The sequence below is a fragment of the Segatella paludivivens DSM 17968 = JCM 13650 genome (genome assembly GCF_000373185.1).
GTDB lineage: Bacteria > Bacteroidota > Bacteroidia > Bacteroidales > Bacteroidaceae > Prevotella > Prevotella paludivivens.
In genome coordinates this window covers 134,409-152,113 of the sequence record NZ_KB890626.1, presented here as the reverse complement: position 1 = coordinate 152,113, position 17,705 = coordinate 134,409, and the positions used below count along the sequence as shown (strand labels likewise).

Genomic DNA, 17,705 nt, shown 5'->3' with positions numbered 1-17,705 from the left:
AATGCTGTATTTTTTTGTTTTACTATGCAAGTATAATCAAATCTATTCTTTTTTTAGCAAGAAATTGTAGAAATTTGCGATATTTCCTTATTTTCATTATTGTAGAAGGCATATTAAAAGATGGTCGTCCAATACAAACTGTTGTTATATTTCGTTGTATGCACAATGCTTCTATTTCTTTGATTACATCACTGGATGAAGCTTGTATTACTTCTCCACCAAGTTCTATCGTAAGTTGAAAATGATTTAATACATGTCGTTGTGATGCTAAGCTCACTCTGTCGGGACTTTCAGAAGGACGGCGTACGTAGAGTGTACAGAATGTTGAATTATGCTGGGCTGCAATTCTTGCTGCACGACGTATGATATGACGTGGCGTCAAAGCATTGCTGCTTATGCATGCTAGTATAGAATGTGATTCTACATTAGTTTTTGATAAATCATTTTGCGCCTTGTTAGCAACTCTAAGTGCAACTTCTCCAAGTGCAAGGGAACGTAGTTTTAGTATATTCTCTGTACTGAAAAAGTGATTTAGCGCAGTTTCTACTTTAGCCTTGCCATATATTTTTCCTTCACATAACCGTTGTCTTAGTTCTTCGGCAGTAAGGTCAATATTTACTATTTCCTCTGCTTCACTGAGAATACTATCAGGAACAAGTTCTCGAATCTCTACACCTGTAATTTTTCCAGCTTCCTCACTAATGCTTTCAATGTGCTGGATATTTACGGCTGTTATAACATTTATACCAACATTTAGCAGCTGTTCAACATCCTGCCAGCGTTTTGTATTTTTACTTCCTGGTAAATTGGTATGAGCCAATTCATCAACAATAACGACCTCGGGATGTTGCATTATGACATTGTCAAGATCCATTTCTTCAAGTTGCTTTCCTTTATAGAAAAGCTTCCTGCGTGGTATAACAGTAAGCCCGTTGAGCAAATTTTCCGTTTCACGTCTTTTGTGAGTTTCAACAAATGCTATTTGCACGTCAATTCCTTGTTGCTGCATGTGATGGGCATCTTTAAGCATGCGAAAAGTTTTACCTACACCGGCAATCATGCCGATGTAGATTTTTAACTTTCCACGTCTTTGCTTTCTTATGATGTCAAGAAAGTGTTGTGCAGCCTTGTCGTTATCGTAATAAGTATCGTTCATAATATCAATGCTATTTGTTATCTAACATGATGTTCAACTTTAATACATTTATCTTCTCAGGTCCAAATATACCGAGCAAAGGGTGTTGTACACATTTATCTACAATTTGTTTTACATATTTTTCAGATATTCCACGTGCCTTGGCAACTCGTCTGATTTCTAAGTAGGCACTTTGTAATGAGATATCTGGGTCAAGACCAGAACCACTGGCAGTAACCATTTCAGCTGGAACATCATTATGTTTGATGTATGGATGAGCTTTAAGAAATATTTCACGTCGTTGTTCTACCTTTTTCAGATACTCAATATTTGATGGTCCTGCATTACTTCCTGCAGAAGAAGATGCATCATAACCATTTCCTGCACTTGAAGGTCTGCCCCAAAAATATTTGTTGCTATGAAACTCCTGTCCAATGTTTGCAGCACCTACAATTTTATGTGACTGATCTTTATTTTCTGCTTTAGAATATACAACTTCAGCTTTGCCATTGTTAGGTGAGGCTATTCGTGAAAACGTCCAAAGTACCAATACATATCCTATGCCTAGCAAAAGGCAAAAGGCTATTGTGAGCCTAAATGATTTTATTAAGCCATTTATGATGCTCTTTATATAAACGATCTTCATAATCTTATTTATTAATTATTACCCTATAAACAAAGTCCTACAATCATATCAATAATCTTAATACCTACAAAAGGCGCTACAATTCCACCGAATCCATATACTAATAGATTTCTTCGTAGTAATGCCGAGGCTCCGATAGGTCTATATTTAACACCTCGCAATGCTAAAGGAATAAGTAACGGGATAATGATTGCATTAAATATCACAGCAGATAAAATAGCACTTTCGGCACTGTGTAATCCCATTATATTGAGAGTTGACAATTGTGGAATAGCAACCATGAACAGTGCAGGCACGATAGCGAAGTATTTTGCAACGTCATTAGCTATAGAGAATGTGGTGAGTGTGCCTCGTGTCATTAATAACTGTTTACCTATTTCCACTATTTCTATAAGTTTTGTAGGATCGTTATCCAAGTCTACCATATTACCAGCTTCCTTAGCAGCCTGTGTTCCGCTGTTCATTGCAACACCAACGTCAGCTTGAGCCAATGCCGGTGCATCATTAGTTCCGTCGCCCATCATTGCCACCAGTTTACCTTGTTGTTGCTCATTGCGAATATATCTCATCTTGTCTTCGGGTCTAGCTTCGGCAATAAAATCATCAACGCCAGCACGTTCAGCTATGAAAGCAGCTGTGAGAGCATTGTCTCCAGTAACCATAACTGTTTTGACACCCATTTTGCGTAGTCTATCAAATCTGTCTTTTATGCCCGGTTTGATGATGTCTTGTAATTCTATGACTCCGGCAATCTTCTTATTTATGCTTACTACAAGTGGAGTACCACCCATCTTCGTGATAGTTTCAATAACAGTCTGTGCTGTATTTGGGAAAATGCCACCAGCGTTTTCTGTTATTTGTCTCATTGTGTCAAAAGCTCCTTTACGGATTTCATTGCCATCAGGCAGATTAATACCTGAGCAGCGTGTTTCTGCAGTAAAAGGAATCATCTTGGCATGGATGATTTGTTTTTGATCAATGCTTATTCCCATTTTCTGCCCCAATTCAACAATAGATTTTCCTTCAGGAGTATCATCACTTGCCGATGAGAGGACGCAAAGATTTCCAAATTCTTTATCACTGAATCCTTCTACTGGGTAGAAATGCGTAGCTCTTCTGTTGCCAATAGTTATAGTGCCGGTCTTATCAAGTAATAGTGTGTCAATGTCACCAGCCGTTTCAACAGCTCGTCCAGATTTTGTTATTACATTTGCTCTCAGTGCTCGGTCCATTCCAGCAATACCGATAGCTGAAAGTAAACCTCCGATTGTTGTTGGTATGAGGCATACAAATAATGATATTATAGCTGCAATACCTATTGTAGTGCCAGAGTACCAAGACATTGGAACAAGTGATATACACACAATTATAAACACAAGAGAGAAGGTTGATAATAATATTGTAAGGGCAATCTCATTAGGTGTTTTTTGTCTTGATGCACCTTCAACTAGTCCAATCATTTTATCAAGAAAACTTTCTCCAGGACGTGTTGTTACTTTTACACGTATGTGGTCACTGAGTACAATGGTTCCACCTGTAACAGAACTGCGATCACCTCCAGACTCTCGTATTACAGGAGCTGATTCACCAGTTATTGCACTTTCATCTATTGAAGCCATACCTTCAACAATTTCTCCATCAGAAGGTATAATGTCACCGGCTTCGCAAACAAACTCATCTCCAAGTTTTAACAGAGAGCTGCTTATAGTTCTATATGTGTTACCTTCAATTAATTTTGCAGGTGTTTCCTCTCTGGTCTTTCTTAGACTGTCAGCTTGTGCTTTACCTCTAGCTTCGGCTATGGCTTCGGCAAAGTTGGCGAACAGCAGTGTCATGAATAGTATTATAAATACAGCTATATTATATCCTGCATTTCCAAGAACTACAGAGTCGTTTGTCATGGCTGAAGTAACTGTTACTACAGCCATTATAGCAGTGCATATTTCAACAAGAAACATTACAGGATTCTTGATCATAGTTTTTGGATCAAGTTTCTTTATGGCTTGCCAAACACTATTTTTTACCATCTCCTTATTGAAAAGGGAGGTCTTATTCTTATCTTTCATATTTTAGTCTTTTATATACTTAAATATTCAGCTATCGTACTTAATGCATGAGCAGGAAAGAAAGCTAAAGCGGCAATAATGAATATAATAACAAAAGTCATTATTCCAAAAGTTAATGTGTCTGTACGAAGAGTTCCGGCACTTTCTGGAATGTATTTCTTTTTTGCAAGCAAACCTGCTATTGCTACCTGTCCTATTATTGGAATGTATCTTCCCAAAATCATAACTAAGCCACACAAAATGTTCCAAAACCAGGTGTTGTCTTTCAGTCCTTCGAATCCAGAACCATTGTTAGCAGATGATGATGTAAACTCGTATAACATTTCGCTCAGTCCGTGATAGCCTTGATTGCCTAGCCATCCTCCTTCTCTTGATACAAATTCTGGTGCTTTTACAGCGAGCCATGCAGCCAAACCAGTTCCTGCTAAAATCAAGAAAGGATGGAGTAGTGCCATAAGAGAAGCTATTTTCATCTCTCTAGCCTCTACTTTTTTACATAAGAATTCAGGAGTACGCCCGACCATGAGTCCACTTATGAATACAGCTATGATTATGAATGTGAAATAGTTCATCCAACCAACGCCGACACCGCCGAACCATGAATTTATCTGCATGTTAAGCATTTCTACCATACCTGATAGAGGCATCATGCTGTCGTGCATTCCATTAACGGAACCATTTGATGTTGTGGTTGTAGAAACACTCCATAATGCAGTTGCTACAGACCCCAATCTCACTTCTTTACCTTCCATAGCTCCAGTATGCTGGCTTATTCCCAAAGAGGTCAGTCTTGGATTGCCTTGCATTTCCTGATGAACATTTATGAATACACCTACAAGGTAAGCAAATAGCATTACACCAAAAATGCTAAATCCTAATTTGCGCTTCTTTACATAAAAGCCGAAGGCAAAGACCATTGCCATAGGGATAAGCATTATAGCGATACATTCTACTGTATTAGTAAGATATGTAGGATTTTCTAAAGGATGTGCAGAGTTTGCTCCAAAGAATCCACCTCCGTTTGTTCCGACTTGTTTTATTGCCACAATAGCAGCTGTTGGTCCTTGTGACACATTCTGAACTTTACCTTCAAGAGTATTTACTTCCATTTTCCCGTCAAAAGTCATAGGAACTCCTTGTAGTATAAGGATAAATCCTATTATTAATGACAATGGTAGTAAGATGCGCGTTACGCTCTTGACAAGGAAATTCCAAAAATTGCCTATTGTGTTAGTTGTCTTGGCTGCTAAAGCTTTCATTATTCCTGCCATACAAGCCATACCTGTTGCTGCTGTGACAAATTGGAATAACATTACAACGGCTAATTGAGTGAAATAAGTTAGTCCGCTTTCACCGCTATAGTGCTGTAGATTACAGTTTACAAGAAAACTTATAGCTGTATTGAAGGCCTGATGTATTGTTTGACCACCATTCCCATCTGGATTTAATGGTAGATATCCTTGGGCGACAAGTAGTATTAAAGCCCAGACAAACCAGAATAGGTTGATTGTAAGCATTGCCCTAAGAAATGTCTTCCAGTTCATTTCTTTGTCTGGATTTATACCGCCGACTTTATAAATCAACCTTTCTACAGGTTTTAAAAAGTCGAGGTAAGTCTTTTCGCCTTTATATACTCGCGCAATATATTTACCTAATGGATAAGCTAAACTTATCATTATTACTATTTGTAATATCGCACCCCAAATTTCTGTTCCCATATTTTAGAGTTTTAAAATTTTTCTGGTTTTATCAGTACATATATCATATAACAGAACATTATGATGCTGATGATAAACATAATTAAATACATAGTCTTTTCTTTTTTTAATTAAATCTTTTCAAACCATTCAATACATTTATAAAATACGCCAAAGCACGTTATTCCGCAGAGGAGACATGCAAGTAATTCAAAAATAAGTGTAGTCATTTTATTATTATTTTAAATTATTTATTATTCTTAATTACGAAAACTGTGCCATAATTATTTTTATTTTTGTAATTATCTGTATTATAGAGCTTTATATGTATATAGTTAAATATAAACATTAATTTTATACCTTTCCAAAATGAAAGACTTGCCATACCAAAATGAAAAGCTATATACATTAGATGTGATAATGTTTTTATGTTTGTAAAATTATTCCTACTTTTGCAATGATACAATAAATAAACCAGACTATATGAATACATTACTGATAATAGACGATGAACCTATTATTCGCAAACTTCTTTCGCGAATGATGGAATTGGAAGGTTATGAAGTGTGGCAAGCTGTTGACTGTACTCAAGGATTGAGACAGGTTAAGTTGCATAAACCACAAGTCGTGCTTTGTGATGTATTTTTGCCAGATGGCAACGGTGTTGATATGGTTAAAAAAATCAAGCAGGAGACTCCTCTCATCGAGGTAATTCTGCTTACTGCTCATGGAAATATAGAAGATGGCGTTCAGGCAATTAAGAATGGGGCATTTGACTACATAACAAAAGGTGATGATAATAATAAAATTATCCCTATTATCAGCAGAGCTATGGATCAAGTCAACAGTCAGCATAATTTAAATAATGACTTGCCTAAGATTGATAAAAAACTATTACAGGTTAATTCTTTTGATACAATAATAGGCAATTCAAAAACATTACTTAGTGTAGAGGAATTGGCGCGTAAGGTTGCTGATACAGATATTCCGGTATTACTTACAGGTGAAACAGGAACCGGTAAGGAGGTGTTTGCACAGGCTATACATAACGCTAGTTCGCGTAGTCAGTTTCCTATAGTTGCTATTAACTGTTCAGCATTTAGTCGTGATTTATTGGAAAGTGAGCTATTTGGCTATCGTGCCGGTTCATTTACTGGAGCGATGAAAGATAAAAAGGGATTGATAGAAGTAGCTAACCATGGTACGCTATTCCTAGATGAAATAGGAGAGATGGCATATCAACTTCAAGCCAAACTATTGCGTGTGCTAGAATCTGGTGAGTATATAAAAATAGGGGATACTTCTCCTTCACAAGTTGATGTGAGAATTATTTCAGCAACAAATCGTGATTTAAAAAATGAGATAATAGCCGGTAATTTTAGGGAGGATTTATTTTATCGTCTTTCAGTTTTCCAAATACATTTACCTGCATTACGTGAGCGTCGTGAAGATATACCTTTGTTGGCAAAGTCATTCCTTGTACGATATTCTGAAAAGCTTGGTAAACATATAGACGGGATGTCCTCTGAATTTGTGAATGCTATCACTAATGCTGAATGGCATGGAAATGTTCGTGAGTTGAAAAATGCTATTGAACGTAGTGCTATTGTTTGTGATTCAAGCCTTACTCTGCAAGATTTACCACTTGATTTGCAAGCCCCATATTCCACTTATAATGCGCCATCTTTAAATGCAGATGTGCAAAATTCAGATGATGCTAAATCTTTTGATTTTGAATTAGCAGAAATTGAACGCCGACATATTGTAAGAGTTCTTCAACACACCAACGGAAACAAAACAGAAGCTGCAAGACTATTGAAAATAGGTCTTACAACTCTTTATCGAAAAATAGACGAATATAAGCTTAATAAATGATATTTGTTAAATGAATTACTTCATGAATACAAAATATACTGCAGCTATCAAACAGATAAATGCAGCTAAATGATTCCAATGAAGTCCTTGACCTTGAAACATTACATTAGCTATAAGTGCGAATACTATAAGGGATATAACCTCTTGAATTACTTTTAGCTGAATGAGCGTAAAAGGGCCGCCATTATCAACAAATCCTATTCTGTTTGCTGGTACTTGACAGCAGTATTCGAAGAATGCTATCGCCCAACAAAATACTATAACACCAATTAGGGGCCAACTGCTGCTGACCCCTGTTTGTTGTAATTTTAAATGTCCATACCAAGCGAATGTCATGAAGACATTACTGCATATTAATAGTAAAATGGTATATATTGCGTTCATTTATCCTTTTAATTCTTTTGCCATGTTGGCAGCGGCTCTTCGTCCGTCACCCATTGCCAATATTACTGTGGCACCACCGCGAACGATATCGCCACCTGCATAAATATTATTTCTACTTGATTTCATATTATCGTCAACGACAATAGTATTCTTGCGACCTAGTTCCAGTCCTTCAATACTCTTAGGTACTAGTGGGTTAGGAGAGACACCAACAGCAACAATAACCTGATCACATTCTAATGTAATAGTTTGTCCAGTAGTCTCAGGACGACAACGACCGCTTTGGTCAGGTTCGCCTAATTTCATTACATCAAGTGTGGCTGCCTTGACAGCACCATTCTCATCAGCGATATATTCTTTTGGATTGTGTAATGTCATGAAATTAATGCCTTCTTCCTTAGCATGCTTTACCTCTTCCAATCTAGCTGGCATTTCAGCTTCGCTTCTTCTGTATACAAGTGTTACGTCTGCACCAAGTCGTTTTGCAGTACGACATGAGTCCATAGCTGTGTTTCCACCACCAACAACGATAACGTGCTTACCGATATTGATTGGAGTATCAGTATGTGGATTAGCTGCGTCCATAAGGTTAATTCGTGTCAGGTATTCATTACTAGACATGATGTTAAGTGCATTTTCTCCAGGTATATCCATGAAATTAGGAAGTCCTGCACCGGAACCAACGAATATTCCTTTAAAGTTTTTATCTTCAAGATCCTTTACGCTAATCGTTTTTCCGATAATACAATCAGTTTGAAAATGGACACCCATTTTCTTAAGATTTTCTATTTCGACATCGACAATCTTGTTAGGTAATCTGAATTCAGGAATACCATATTTCAAGACACCACCGATTTCATGTAAAGCCTCAAATACATATACGTCAAAGCCCATTTTTGCCATATCTCCAGCAAAGCTTAGTCCAGAAGGGCCAGAACCGACAACTGCAACCTTAATTCCGTTTAAAGGAGCCATTTCTGGTACAGTAGCCATTCCGCTTTCACGTTCGTAGTCTGCTGCAAATCTTTCAAGGTATCCAATAGCAACAGCTTTTTCACCCATTTTAAGATGAACACATTTGCTTTCGCATTGCTTCTCTTGAGGGCAAACTCTACCACATACGGCTGGTAGGGCAGAAGTGCTTTTCAGAACTTTAGCTGCTCCAAGGAAATTCTCTCGTTCAATATTTTTTATAAATGATGGAATATTAATGCTTACAGGACATCCTTCTACACAAGATGGTTTAGCGCAATCAAGGCAACGATGAGATTCAAGTACAGCCATTTCTTTAGTAAGACCAATATTGACTTCTTCTAATCTTGTCTTTGCACGATATTCTGGATCAAGTTCTGGCATCATGACGCGTTCAATAGAAGTACGTTCTTTAGGCTTCATTCCCTTGCGTAGTTCCAAACGCCAATTAGAATTTCGGTCAGTCAAGCTTTCAATACTCTCAGTTACATCATTGTGAATATCATTGTTTGCTTTGCAGGGTTCACATACAGGCTCGTTAGTTGAAGCAATATGTTCTGTATAGTGCTCCATTTCTTCCTTTTCTGCGTTCTTGAATGTTCCCATTCGCTTGAACATTTCGTCCCAGTCAACCAGTGCTCCATCAAATTCAGGACCATCAATACACACGAATTTGGTTTTACCTCCAATTGTAAGTCGACATGCACCGCACATTCCTGTTCCGTCAACCATAATAGTATTAAGAGAAACGTCGGTAGAAATGTTATATTTTTGGGTGAGCATACAACAGAATTTCATCATGATAGGAGGACCTATAGCAAAAACTTTGTCAATATTCTCTTGTTGAATCAATTTCTCGATGCCTACAGTGACTACACCTTTTTCTCCATAACTTCCATCATCGGTCATTATGATGGTCTCGTCAGATGAAGCTCTAACTTCATCTTCCATTATGATGAGGTCACGGTTTCTTCCTGCAAGTACAGATAATACTCTGTTGCCTGCTTTTTTCAATGCACGAATAATAGGTAGCATTGGCGCAACACCAACTCCACCACCAGCACATATTACTGTACCAAAATTCTCAATATGAGTAGGATTACCAAGAGGCCCAACGACATCAGCAATAAAATCACCTTCGTTGAGATTACATAGTTTTGTAGAGGAAAGTCCAACCTTTTGCACAACTAATTTTATTGTACCATTCTCAATATTTGAGTCTGCTATTGTAAGCGGCATACGCTCACTATTGTTGTCTACTCTGATTATGACAAAGTTTCCAGCCTTTCTGCTTTTAGCAATTAAAGGGGCTTCAATGTCAAAGCTAAATACTTTCTCTGAAAACTGTTTCTTGCAAATAATCTTATTCATTGGGTATCAGTTAATATGAATTGATAATAAGTTATAGTTTTATAAAAGATAAATTCAGTATCGTTGATGGTATATCAATCAATACTGAATTTAGTTATTTTTTAGTCAAAGTTTTTGTCATCTAAGTACTCGAAGCCACAGTATGGTACAAGAACCTTTGGAACTTTTATTCCATCTGGAGTTTGGTTGTTCTCAATTATGGCAGCAACTATTCTTGGAAGAGCAAGAGCAGAACCATTGAGTGTGTGGCAAAGTTCTGGTTTCTTAGTATCAGAACGGCGGAAACGGCACTTCAATCTGTTTGCCTGATAGCTTTCAAAGTTAGATACTGAAGAAACTTCCAACCAACGCTTTTGGGCTGCACTCCATACCTCGAAGTCGTAGCATATTGCTGAGGTGAAACTCATATCACCACCGCAAAGTCTTAAGATATGATATGGCAATTCAAGTTTCTGTACCAAACCTTCAACATGAGCTAACATCTCTTTCAGAGAATCGTAAGAATGCTCAGGTTTGTCGATACGTACAATTTCCACTTTGTCAAATTGATGCAAGCGGTTAAGACCACGAACATCCTTACCATAAGAACCAGCCTCACGACGGAAGCAAGCTGAATAAGCACAACGCTTAATTGGAAGTTGACTCTCTTCAAGGATTACATCACGGAAAATATTTGTTACAGGAACCTCTGCAGTAGGGATTAGGTACAAGTTATCCAAGTTTGCGTGATACATTTGTCCCTCTTTGTCAGGTAACTGACCTGTACCATATCCTGAAGCCTCGTTAACTACATAAGGTGGTTGAACCTCTAGGTATCCAGATTTGCGTGCTTCGTCAAGGAAGAAAGCTTCAAGAGCACGTTGGAAACGTGCCATCTTGCCTAGATATATAGGGAAACCTGCACCTGTAATTTTTACACCAAGGTCAAAATCAACAAGATTGTATTTCTTAAGAAGATCCCAATGACAAGGTGCATCTTCTGGAAGATTTGGCTTTATTCCACCTTCCTTTACAACGACATTATCATTAGCATCTTTTCCTTCTGGAACATCATTATTAGGAATATTAGGAATACTTAGAAGAACTTCTGTCATATCGCTTTGAGCTTTATCCATAATTTCGTTCAAAGCCTTGTCTGCTGCTTTCAGATCAGCAACCTTATTCTTTATATCTTCAGCTTCTTCTTTCTTGCCATCTTTCATAAGACTTCCGATTTGCTTGGCAAGCTGATTTTGCTGTTGCTTGTTGCTGTCAAGCTTCTGCTGAGCCTCACGACGTAGTCTGTCGTATTCTAAAACTTTCTCTATGGCCTCACGTGCACCTGTGAAGTGCTTCTTCTCAAGACCCTTAATAACACGTTCAGTTTCCTCACTGATGAGTTTAAGTGTAAGCATAGCTTGTTATATTTTATTTATTGTTTACTATTATGACCGCAAAGATACAAATTTTTCGTCAATAACAAAAGCAAAAACGTTCTATTTCTGGTAGAGGTAACGCTTAATACTTTTTTTAGGAGTTTTTTCAAACTCTTCTTCGTAAATTCTTATTGCAGCAAGTCTACAGTATGATGGTTGCATCTGATTGAGTTCATTACGGTTCTGTTCCATAATGTTTTCCAAATCTTCTTTTGAAAATCCCATATTCTTAGCCTCATCATAGTCTGGATGTACAAGTCCTATCAACTTATCTCCTTCCTGTATAACAACACTCTCATTAACCAAAGCTAATGAGTTTAGTTTGTCCTCAATCTCTTCTGGATAAATGTTTTGTCCACTTGCTCCAAGCAGCATATTTTTAGAACGCCCCTTGATGAATACATTTCCGTCTGCATCCATGGTTCCAAGGTCTCCAGTATGATACCAACCATCCTTATCAATTGTTTGGCGTGTTACTTCCTCATTTTTATAGTAACCAAGCATGACGTTCATACCTTTTGCTAAAATTTCTCCTGGGATATTTTCAGGATCAGAACTATCAATTCGCACTTTCATGTTTACAACAGAACGTCCACAGCTTCCTGGTACATAGTCCTTGTAATCAGCATAGCAAATTATAGGTGCGCATTCAGTAGCACCGTAACCAACCGTGTATCTAAATCCAATCTGGTGCATAAAACTTTCCATTTCTTGATTGAATGCAGCTCCACCAACAATAATTTCATAGAATTCGCCACCAAAAGCATTTGAAACTTGTTCGCATATCTTATCACGCACTTTCTTTGCAATGACAGGCATATGAAGGAGCATTCTCATGCGGTTGTTTTGTATCTTAGGGAATACTTTTTTCTTTATTATCTTTTCAATAACAAGCGGTACGCTTATAATGATTTTTGGTTTAACTTCGCTAAAAGCCTGTGCGATAATTGCAGGACTTGGTATACGTGTCAAATAGAATATATGGCAACCCTTTAGAAACTCGAACAAAAATTCGAAAGACATTCCGTACATGTGAGCCATAGGTAGAATGCTGATTACATTGTCGCCACATTTTACTGCTTTTCCAACAACTTGCTCAGCAAAGTATGCATTACTCCAAATAGCACGATAAGGAATCATTACACCTTTTGAAAATCCCGTAGTTCCACTGGTGTAATTTATAAGTGCAAGTTCGTTAGGATCCTGTTCTATATAATAGTTCACGTGCTCTTTTCGGAAATATTTTGGGTATTTCTTTCCGAACATCTCATTAAGATGCTCACGAGCATAGGTAAGTTTGTCTGTACGCGATAATACTAGGGAATAGTCTGGAATATATATTATTCCTTCTAGTTCAGGCATTTTAGTTGCATCAATCTGGGTCGCAACAACATCCCCAACAAACAAGAGTTTTGCTTCACTATGATTAACAATGTTATGCATTTGATCAGGAGTGAACTCATGGAGTATTGGAACGGCAACGGCTCCGTATGTTAAAGTAGCAAGAAATGCAACTGCCCAGTTAGCGCTATTGCGACCTGCTAATGCAATCTTGTCACCTTTTTTAACTCCACAGTTTTCAAACATGATGTGGAGTTTTTCTATTTTTCTTGCTACATCGTGATATTGCAGTGTAGAACCTTTAAAGTCCGTCAATGCATCTTTTTCCCAATTGTCAATAATTGACTTTTGTATTAGATTGTTGAAACTAGGTATTTGTTCCATAATATTGTTTTTTTCGTTTGTTTCAAGTTCTATATATTACTATAAAGAACGCTATATTTAAATAGCGTCCTGATAGAGATATCTTTTTATGCTCTTTTTAGGAGTCTTTGCAAATTCTTCATCAAGTAGTTTTATTGCAGAGATTTTTGCAAAAGATGGCAACATTGCGTTGAGTTCTTTTCTGTTTTGTTCCATTATATTCTCTAGGTCTTCCATTGAGAACCCCATAGAATTAGCTTCGTCAAAGTCTGGATGTATCAAACCAACAAGACGGTCTTCCCGTTGAACAATAAGGCTTTCATTAACCATCGCCATTGAATTCAACTTGTTTTCAATTTCTTCTGGATAAATATTTTGTCCATTAGATCCAAGTAACATGTTCTTTTTTCTACCTCGTATAAAAATATGTCCTTCAGCATTCATTGTTGCCAAGTCACCAGTGTGAAACCATCCGTTTTCATCAATGACAGCGTTTGTTGCTTCTTGATTTTTATAGTAACCTGTCATAATATTAAGTCCACGAGTGACAATTTCACCAGCGATATTTTGAGGGTCTTCACTTAAAATTTTTACCTCCATGTTTTTGACTGCAGTCCCGCAACTTCCACCAGCGAAGTCATTCCAGTCACTGAAAGTAATCATAGGAGCAGTTTCTGTAGTTCCATATCCCACTGTGATAGGAAAACCTATGCTTAATAAGAAATCTTCTATTTCTTTGTTAAGTCCAGCTCCACCGACAATCACTTCATACAGATTACCACCAAATTCAGCTTTCACCAATTCAAGAATCTTTTCTTTTACCTTCTTATTAATTACAGGCATATTGATAAGAAGCTTCATTATGTTTGTCTGAATTTTTGGGAATACATTTTTCCTTATTATTTTCTCAACTATCAATGGTACAGAAACAATTACTGCAGGATGTATATCCGCAAAAGCTTCTTGTATAACAGTTGGACTTGGAAGTCGTGTTAGAAAATATATGTGATTGCCAAGGCAAAATTCCAATATAAACTCGCATGATAAACCATACATGTGTGCCATTGGCAAAATAGCCATAACATCACAATTAGGTTTTAGTTTTGAGCCAATGACATCTGAAAGGAAATCATAGTTGCTTGATAATGCACGATAGGGTAGCATAACACCTTTTGAAAATCCTGTTGTGCCACTAGTGTAATTTATCATAGCTAATTCCTCTGGAGAATCTTCATGATAATTAATATGTTCCTTTCTGAAAAATTTAGGATACTTATGTCCGAAAATCTCATTAAGATGTTCACGCGCATAAGTTAACTTTTCTGAGCGAGATAATATAAGAGAATTATCTGGAAGATAGATGACACCTTCAAGATTAGGCATCTCTTCATTATCAATCTGTGTGGCTACAACGTCACCAACAAATAATAACTTTGATTCGCTATGATTAACTATATTATATATTTGCTCAGGTTTAAATTCGTTTTGAATTGGAACTGCTACAGCTCCATAGGTGAGTGTCGCAAGAAATGCTACAGCCCAATTTGAACTATTACGTCCGCATAAAGCTATTTTATCCCCAGTTTTAACACCACTGTTCTCAAACATAATGTGTAACTTTTCGATCTTCCTTGCCACATCATGAAATTGAAGAGTTGTCCCTTTATAGTCTGTCAAAGCATCCTTCTCCCAATTGTTGACGATGCTCTGTTCTATATACTTATTAAATTTAGGTACTGAATTCATTGCACAATTTTCAATTTTGTGTGCAAAGATAGCTACTTATCTGCACAATTCAAAACTTATTGTGCACTTTTTGTTTTCTCAAGCTTGTTTTTTTGCATAAAATTAAAATGCAAAATTTTTGGATAAAAAGAATGTCCTATTTCTCGGATAAATAGTATTATTTTTGACTTACTCGTATCTCATTGATTTTGCTGGATGTATGTGTGATATCAAGTAACTAGGTGCTATAAGCACAAAAATACTAATTAATAGTGTGGCGACATTTAGAACAATAAACATAGGAATATTAAATTCAACAGGTACCGTACTAACGTAGTATGTCTGTGCATCTAGTTTTATTAATCCCGTGAAATATTGTAATGAAATAAGTCCTAAACCAATACAGTTTCCTATAACCATGCCTTTTCCAATTATAAACACGGCAAACCACATGAAAGTATGTCTAATTGTTTTGTTTCTAGCTCCGAGTGCTTTAAGAATACCTATCATAACAGTTCTTTCAAGAATTATTATCAAAAGTCCTGAAATCATTGTCACTCCTGCTACTGCAACCATCAAACCAAGTATAATCCATACATTTAGATCAAGAAGATCTAGCCATGAAAATATCTGAGGGCTTATATCTCGGATGGTCTTAGAACTATATGTCTCACCATATTTATCAGTAGTTTTATTTACTTTATTAATAAATTGGTTTTCTACTTCGTCTACTTTATTAAAATCGTTAACTGTAATCTCTGCACCTGTAGCCTGATCATCTTTCCATCCGTTTAGCTTCACAGCAGTATACAAATCTGTAAAGCAAATAACGTTATCATATTGTGACAAATTTGTTTCGTATATTCCCTGAATAGTGAAGCGTCTTGTGCGTACGCCGTTACCATCAATGAAATATGCAAATATTTTTTGTCCTATTTTCAGATTTAGTTTGTCTGCAATACTTCTTGATATAAGAAGTTTATTGCTACTTGCTGCGTCACTGAATTTAGGGATACGACCTTCTTTAAGGTTGCTGTGTATGAAAGTTGTATCATATTCAGGTCCAACACCTTTGAATAATACACCTAAGAAGTCTTTATCAGTTTTTAAAATACCTTGTTTCATGGCATAGCGTTGAACATGCTTTACACCCGACGTTGATTTCAATACGTTCAGCATTGAATCACCCATTTGAATAGGGTAGGAATCCGATGTTTGAAGAGTCCTAAAATCAGCAACTTGTATGTTGCTGCCAAATCCTATGACTTTATCACGTATTGTATGTTTGAAACCAAGTACAACACTTACCGAAATTAGCATAACGGCAAGTCCTATAGCTACACCAGCTGTGGCTATGCTTATGGCAGGGCGTGAAACCTTCTGTTTCTCGCCTTTGTCGCCATATATTTTTTTTGCAATGAAAAGAGGTAAATTCACTTTTCTATTCTTCTGTTGTTCGTCCTGGATAATTTTCCAAGGCTTTTCTTAATACTAAAAGTGCACGTTCTAGATCAGGCTTTTTAAGTACGTAAGCAATGCGCACTTGATTAATTCCTGCTCCAGGAGTTGTGTAAAAACCTGCAGCGGGAGCCATCATAACCGTTTCGCCTTCGTAATTAAATTTTTCTAGACACCATTTGCAGAATTTCTCACTATCATCAACAGGTAGTTTCGCAACTGTGTAAAAGGCACCCATTGGTATAGGAGAGTAAACTCCATGAATTCTGTTTAGTCCGTCGATTAGACATTTACGTCTTTCAACATATTCGTCATATACATCACGATAGTATTCTTCAGGTGCATCAAGTGATGCTTCTGCCACAATTTGACCTATTAAAGGAGGTGACAGGCGTGCCTGACAAAATTTCATAACAGCTTTTCTTACTTCTGCATTCTTAGTTATCAGGGCTCCTATACGAATTCCGCATTCAGAGTATCTTTTAGATACAGAGTCAATGAGGATTACGTTATCTTCAATGCCTTCCAAATGGCAAGCACTAATATATGGTGAACCTGTGTATATGTATTCTCGATAAACTTCATCAGAGAAAAGATACAAATCGTATTTCTTAACAAGATCACGAATTTGGTTCATTTCCCTTCTCGTATAAAGATAACCAGTAGGGTTGTTTGGATTACAAATCATAATGGCACGTGTGTGCTCATTTATGAGTTCTTCAAACTTTTCTACCTTTGGAAGAGAAAATCCTTCTTCTATTGTTGTTGCTATAGTTCTGATTTTTGCACCAGCGCTTATGGCAAAAGCCATGTAATTAGCGTATGCTGGCTCTGGTACAATAATCTCATCTCCAGGATTCAGACAGCTCATGAATGCAAAGAGTACAGCCTCGCTACCACCAGATGTTATAATGATGTCATCAGCAGTTACGTTGATGTCATATTTTTTGTAATAATTTACGAGCTTCTGTCTGTAAGTCAGATTGCCCTGGCTTGGTGAATATTCCAATACCTTGCGGTCTATTGTCTTTAATGCGTCAAGACCGCATTGAGGTGTAGGTAAATCAGGCTGACCAATGTTCAGATGATATACCTTTATACCGCGATTTTTAGCAGCGGCTGCAAGTGGTGCCAATTTTCTGATTGGCGACTCTGGCATTTCTAATCCGCGAACTGATATTTCTGGCATTTTCTTCTTTTAATTGTGATGGCTTAATTGCCATTTGTTCTATTTCAAGGTGCAAAGATAATAATTTA

Annotated in this window: 12 protein-coding genes; 1 reads left to right on the top strand and 11 read right to left on the bottom strand. The window is 37.0% G+C overall.

Going from position 1 to position 17,705, the window contains the following annotated elements; genetic code table 11:
• Positions 1 to 22: 22 nt before the first annotated feature.
• Genes B045_RS0100680 through kdpA form a run of 4 tightly spaced genes read right to left on the bottom strand, consistent with a single transcriptional unit; the run spans position 23 to position 5,565 of the window.
• Complete coding sequence (locus B045_RS0100680) at positions 23 to 1,156, bottom strand: hypothetical protein (RefSeq protein ID WP_018462339.1); 1,134 nt, start codon at positions 1,154 to 1,156, stop codon at positions 23 to 25.
• Positions 1,157 to 1,166: 10 nt separating this feature from the next.
• Positions 1,167 to 1,754 carry a potassium-transporting ATPase subunit C gene (locus B045_RS0100675; protein WP_154650070.1) on the bottom strand — a complete coding sequence of 196 codons (588 nt, stop codon included), beginning with the start codon at positions 1,752 to 1,754 and terminating at the stop codon, positions 1,167 to 1,169.
• A 50-nt stretch (positions 1,755 to 1,804) separates the two neighbouring features.
• Positions 1,805 to 3,847 (bottom strand): potassium-transporting ATPase subunit KdpB, encoded by a 2,043-nt coding sequence (gene kdpB / locus B045_RS0100670; RefSeq protein WP_018462337.1) that lies wholly within the window; start codon positions 3,845 to 3,847, stop codon positions 1,805 to 1,807.
• A gap of 11 nt (positions 3,848 to 3,858) precedes the next feature.
• Positions 3,859 to 5,565 (bottom strand): potassium-transporting ATPase subunit KdpA, encoded by a 1,707-nt coding sequence (kdpA, locus tag B045_RS0100665; protein WP_018462336.1) that lies wholly within the window; start codon positions 5,563 to 5,565, stop codon positions 3,859 to 3,861.
• A gap of 462 nt (positions 5,566 to 6,027) precedes the next feature.
• Between kdpA and B045_RS0100655 the strand changes: the two genes are divergently transcribed.
• Positions 6,028 to 7,419, top strand: coding sequence for a sigma-54-dependent transcriptional regulator (locus B045_RS0100655; protein WP_018462334.1), 1,392 nt, complete (start codon positions 6,028 to 6,030; stop codon positions 7,417 to 7,419).
• A gap of 15 nt (positions 7,420 to 7,434) precedes the next feature.
• Here B045_RS0100655 and B045_RS0100650 read toward each other — a convergent pair whose 3' ends face one another.
• The 7 genes from B045_RS0100650 to B045_RS0100620 form a co-directional block, all read right to left on the bottom strand.
• Positions 7,435 to 7,803, bottom strand: a complete 369-nt coding sequence (locus tag B045_RS0100650) for a DMT family protein (protein ID WP_025882939.1) — start codon at positions 7,801 to 7,803, stop codon at positions 7,435 to 7,437.
• A complete protein-coding gene (locus B045_RS0100645) occupies positions 7,804 to 10,146 on the bottom strand; it encodes a bifunctional dihydroorotate dehydrogenase B NAD binding subunit/NADPH-dependent glutamate synthase (protein ID WP_018462332.1) in 2,343 nt (780 codons plus the stop codon).
• Between the two features lie 101 nt (positions 10,147 to 10,247).
• Positions 10,248 to 11,540: a serine--tRNA ligase gene (serS, locus tag B045_RS0100640; protein ID WP_018462331.1), complete on the bottom strand. Its 1,293-nt coding sequence runs from the start codon at positions 11,538 to 11,540 to the stop codon at positions 10,248 to 10,250.
• Between the two features lie 81 nt (positions 11,541 to 11,621).
• Positions 11,622 to 13,286, bottom strand: coding sequence for an AMP-binding protein (locus tag B045_RS0100635; RefSeq protein WP_018462330.1), 1,665 nt, complete (start codon positions 13,284 to 13,286; stop codon positions 11,622 to 11,624).
• 57 nt (positions 13,287 to 13,343) lie between these two features.
• Positions 13,344 to 15,011, bottom strand: coding sequence for an AMP-binding protein (locus B045_RS0100630; protein ID WP_018462329.1), 1,668 nt, complete (start codon positions 15,009 to 15,011; stop codon positions 13,344 to 13,346).
• 168 nt (positions 15,012 to 15,179) lie between these two features.
• Entirely contained in the window at positions 15,180 to 16,427 is a 1,248-nt protein-coding gene (locus tag B045_RS0100625) for an ABC transporter permease (RefSeq protein ID WP_018462328.1), read from the bottom strand.
• Positions 16,428 to 16,431: 4 nt separating this feature from the next.
• The gene (locus tag B045_RS0100620) at positions 16,432 to 17,637 is read right to left on the bottom strand and encodes a pyridoxal phosphate-dependent aminotransferase (RefSeq protein WP_018462327.1); all 1,206 of its coding nucleotides are present in this window, start codon (positions 17,635 to 17,637) and stop codon (positions 16,432 to 16,434) included.
• Positions 17,638 to 17,705 lie beyond the last annotated feature (68 nt).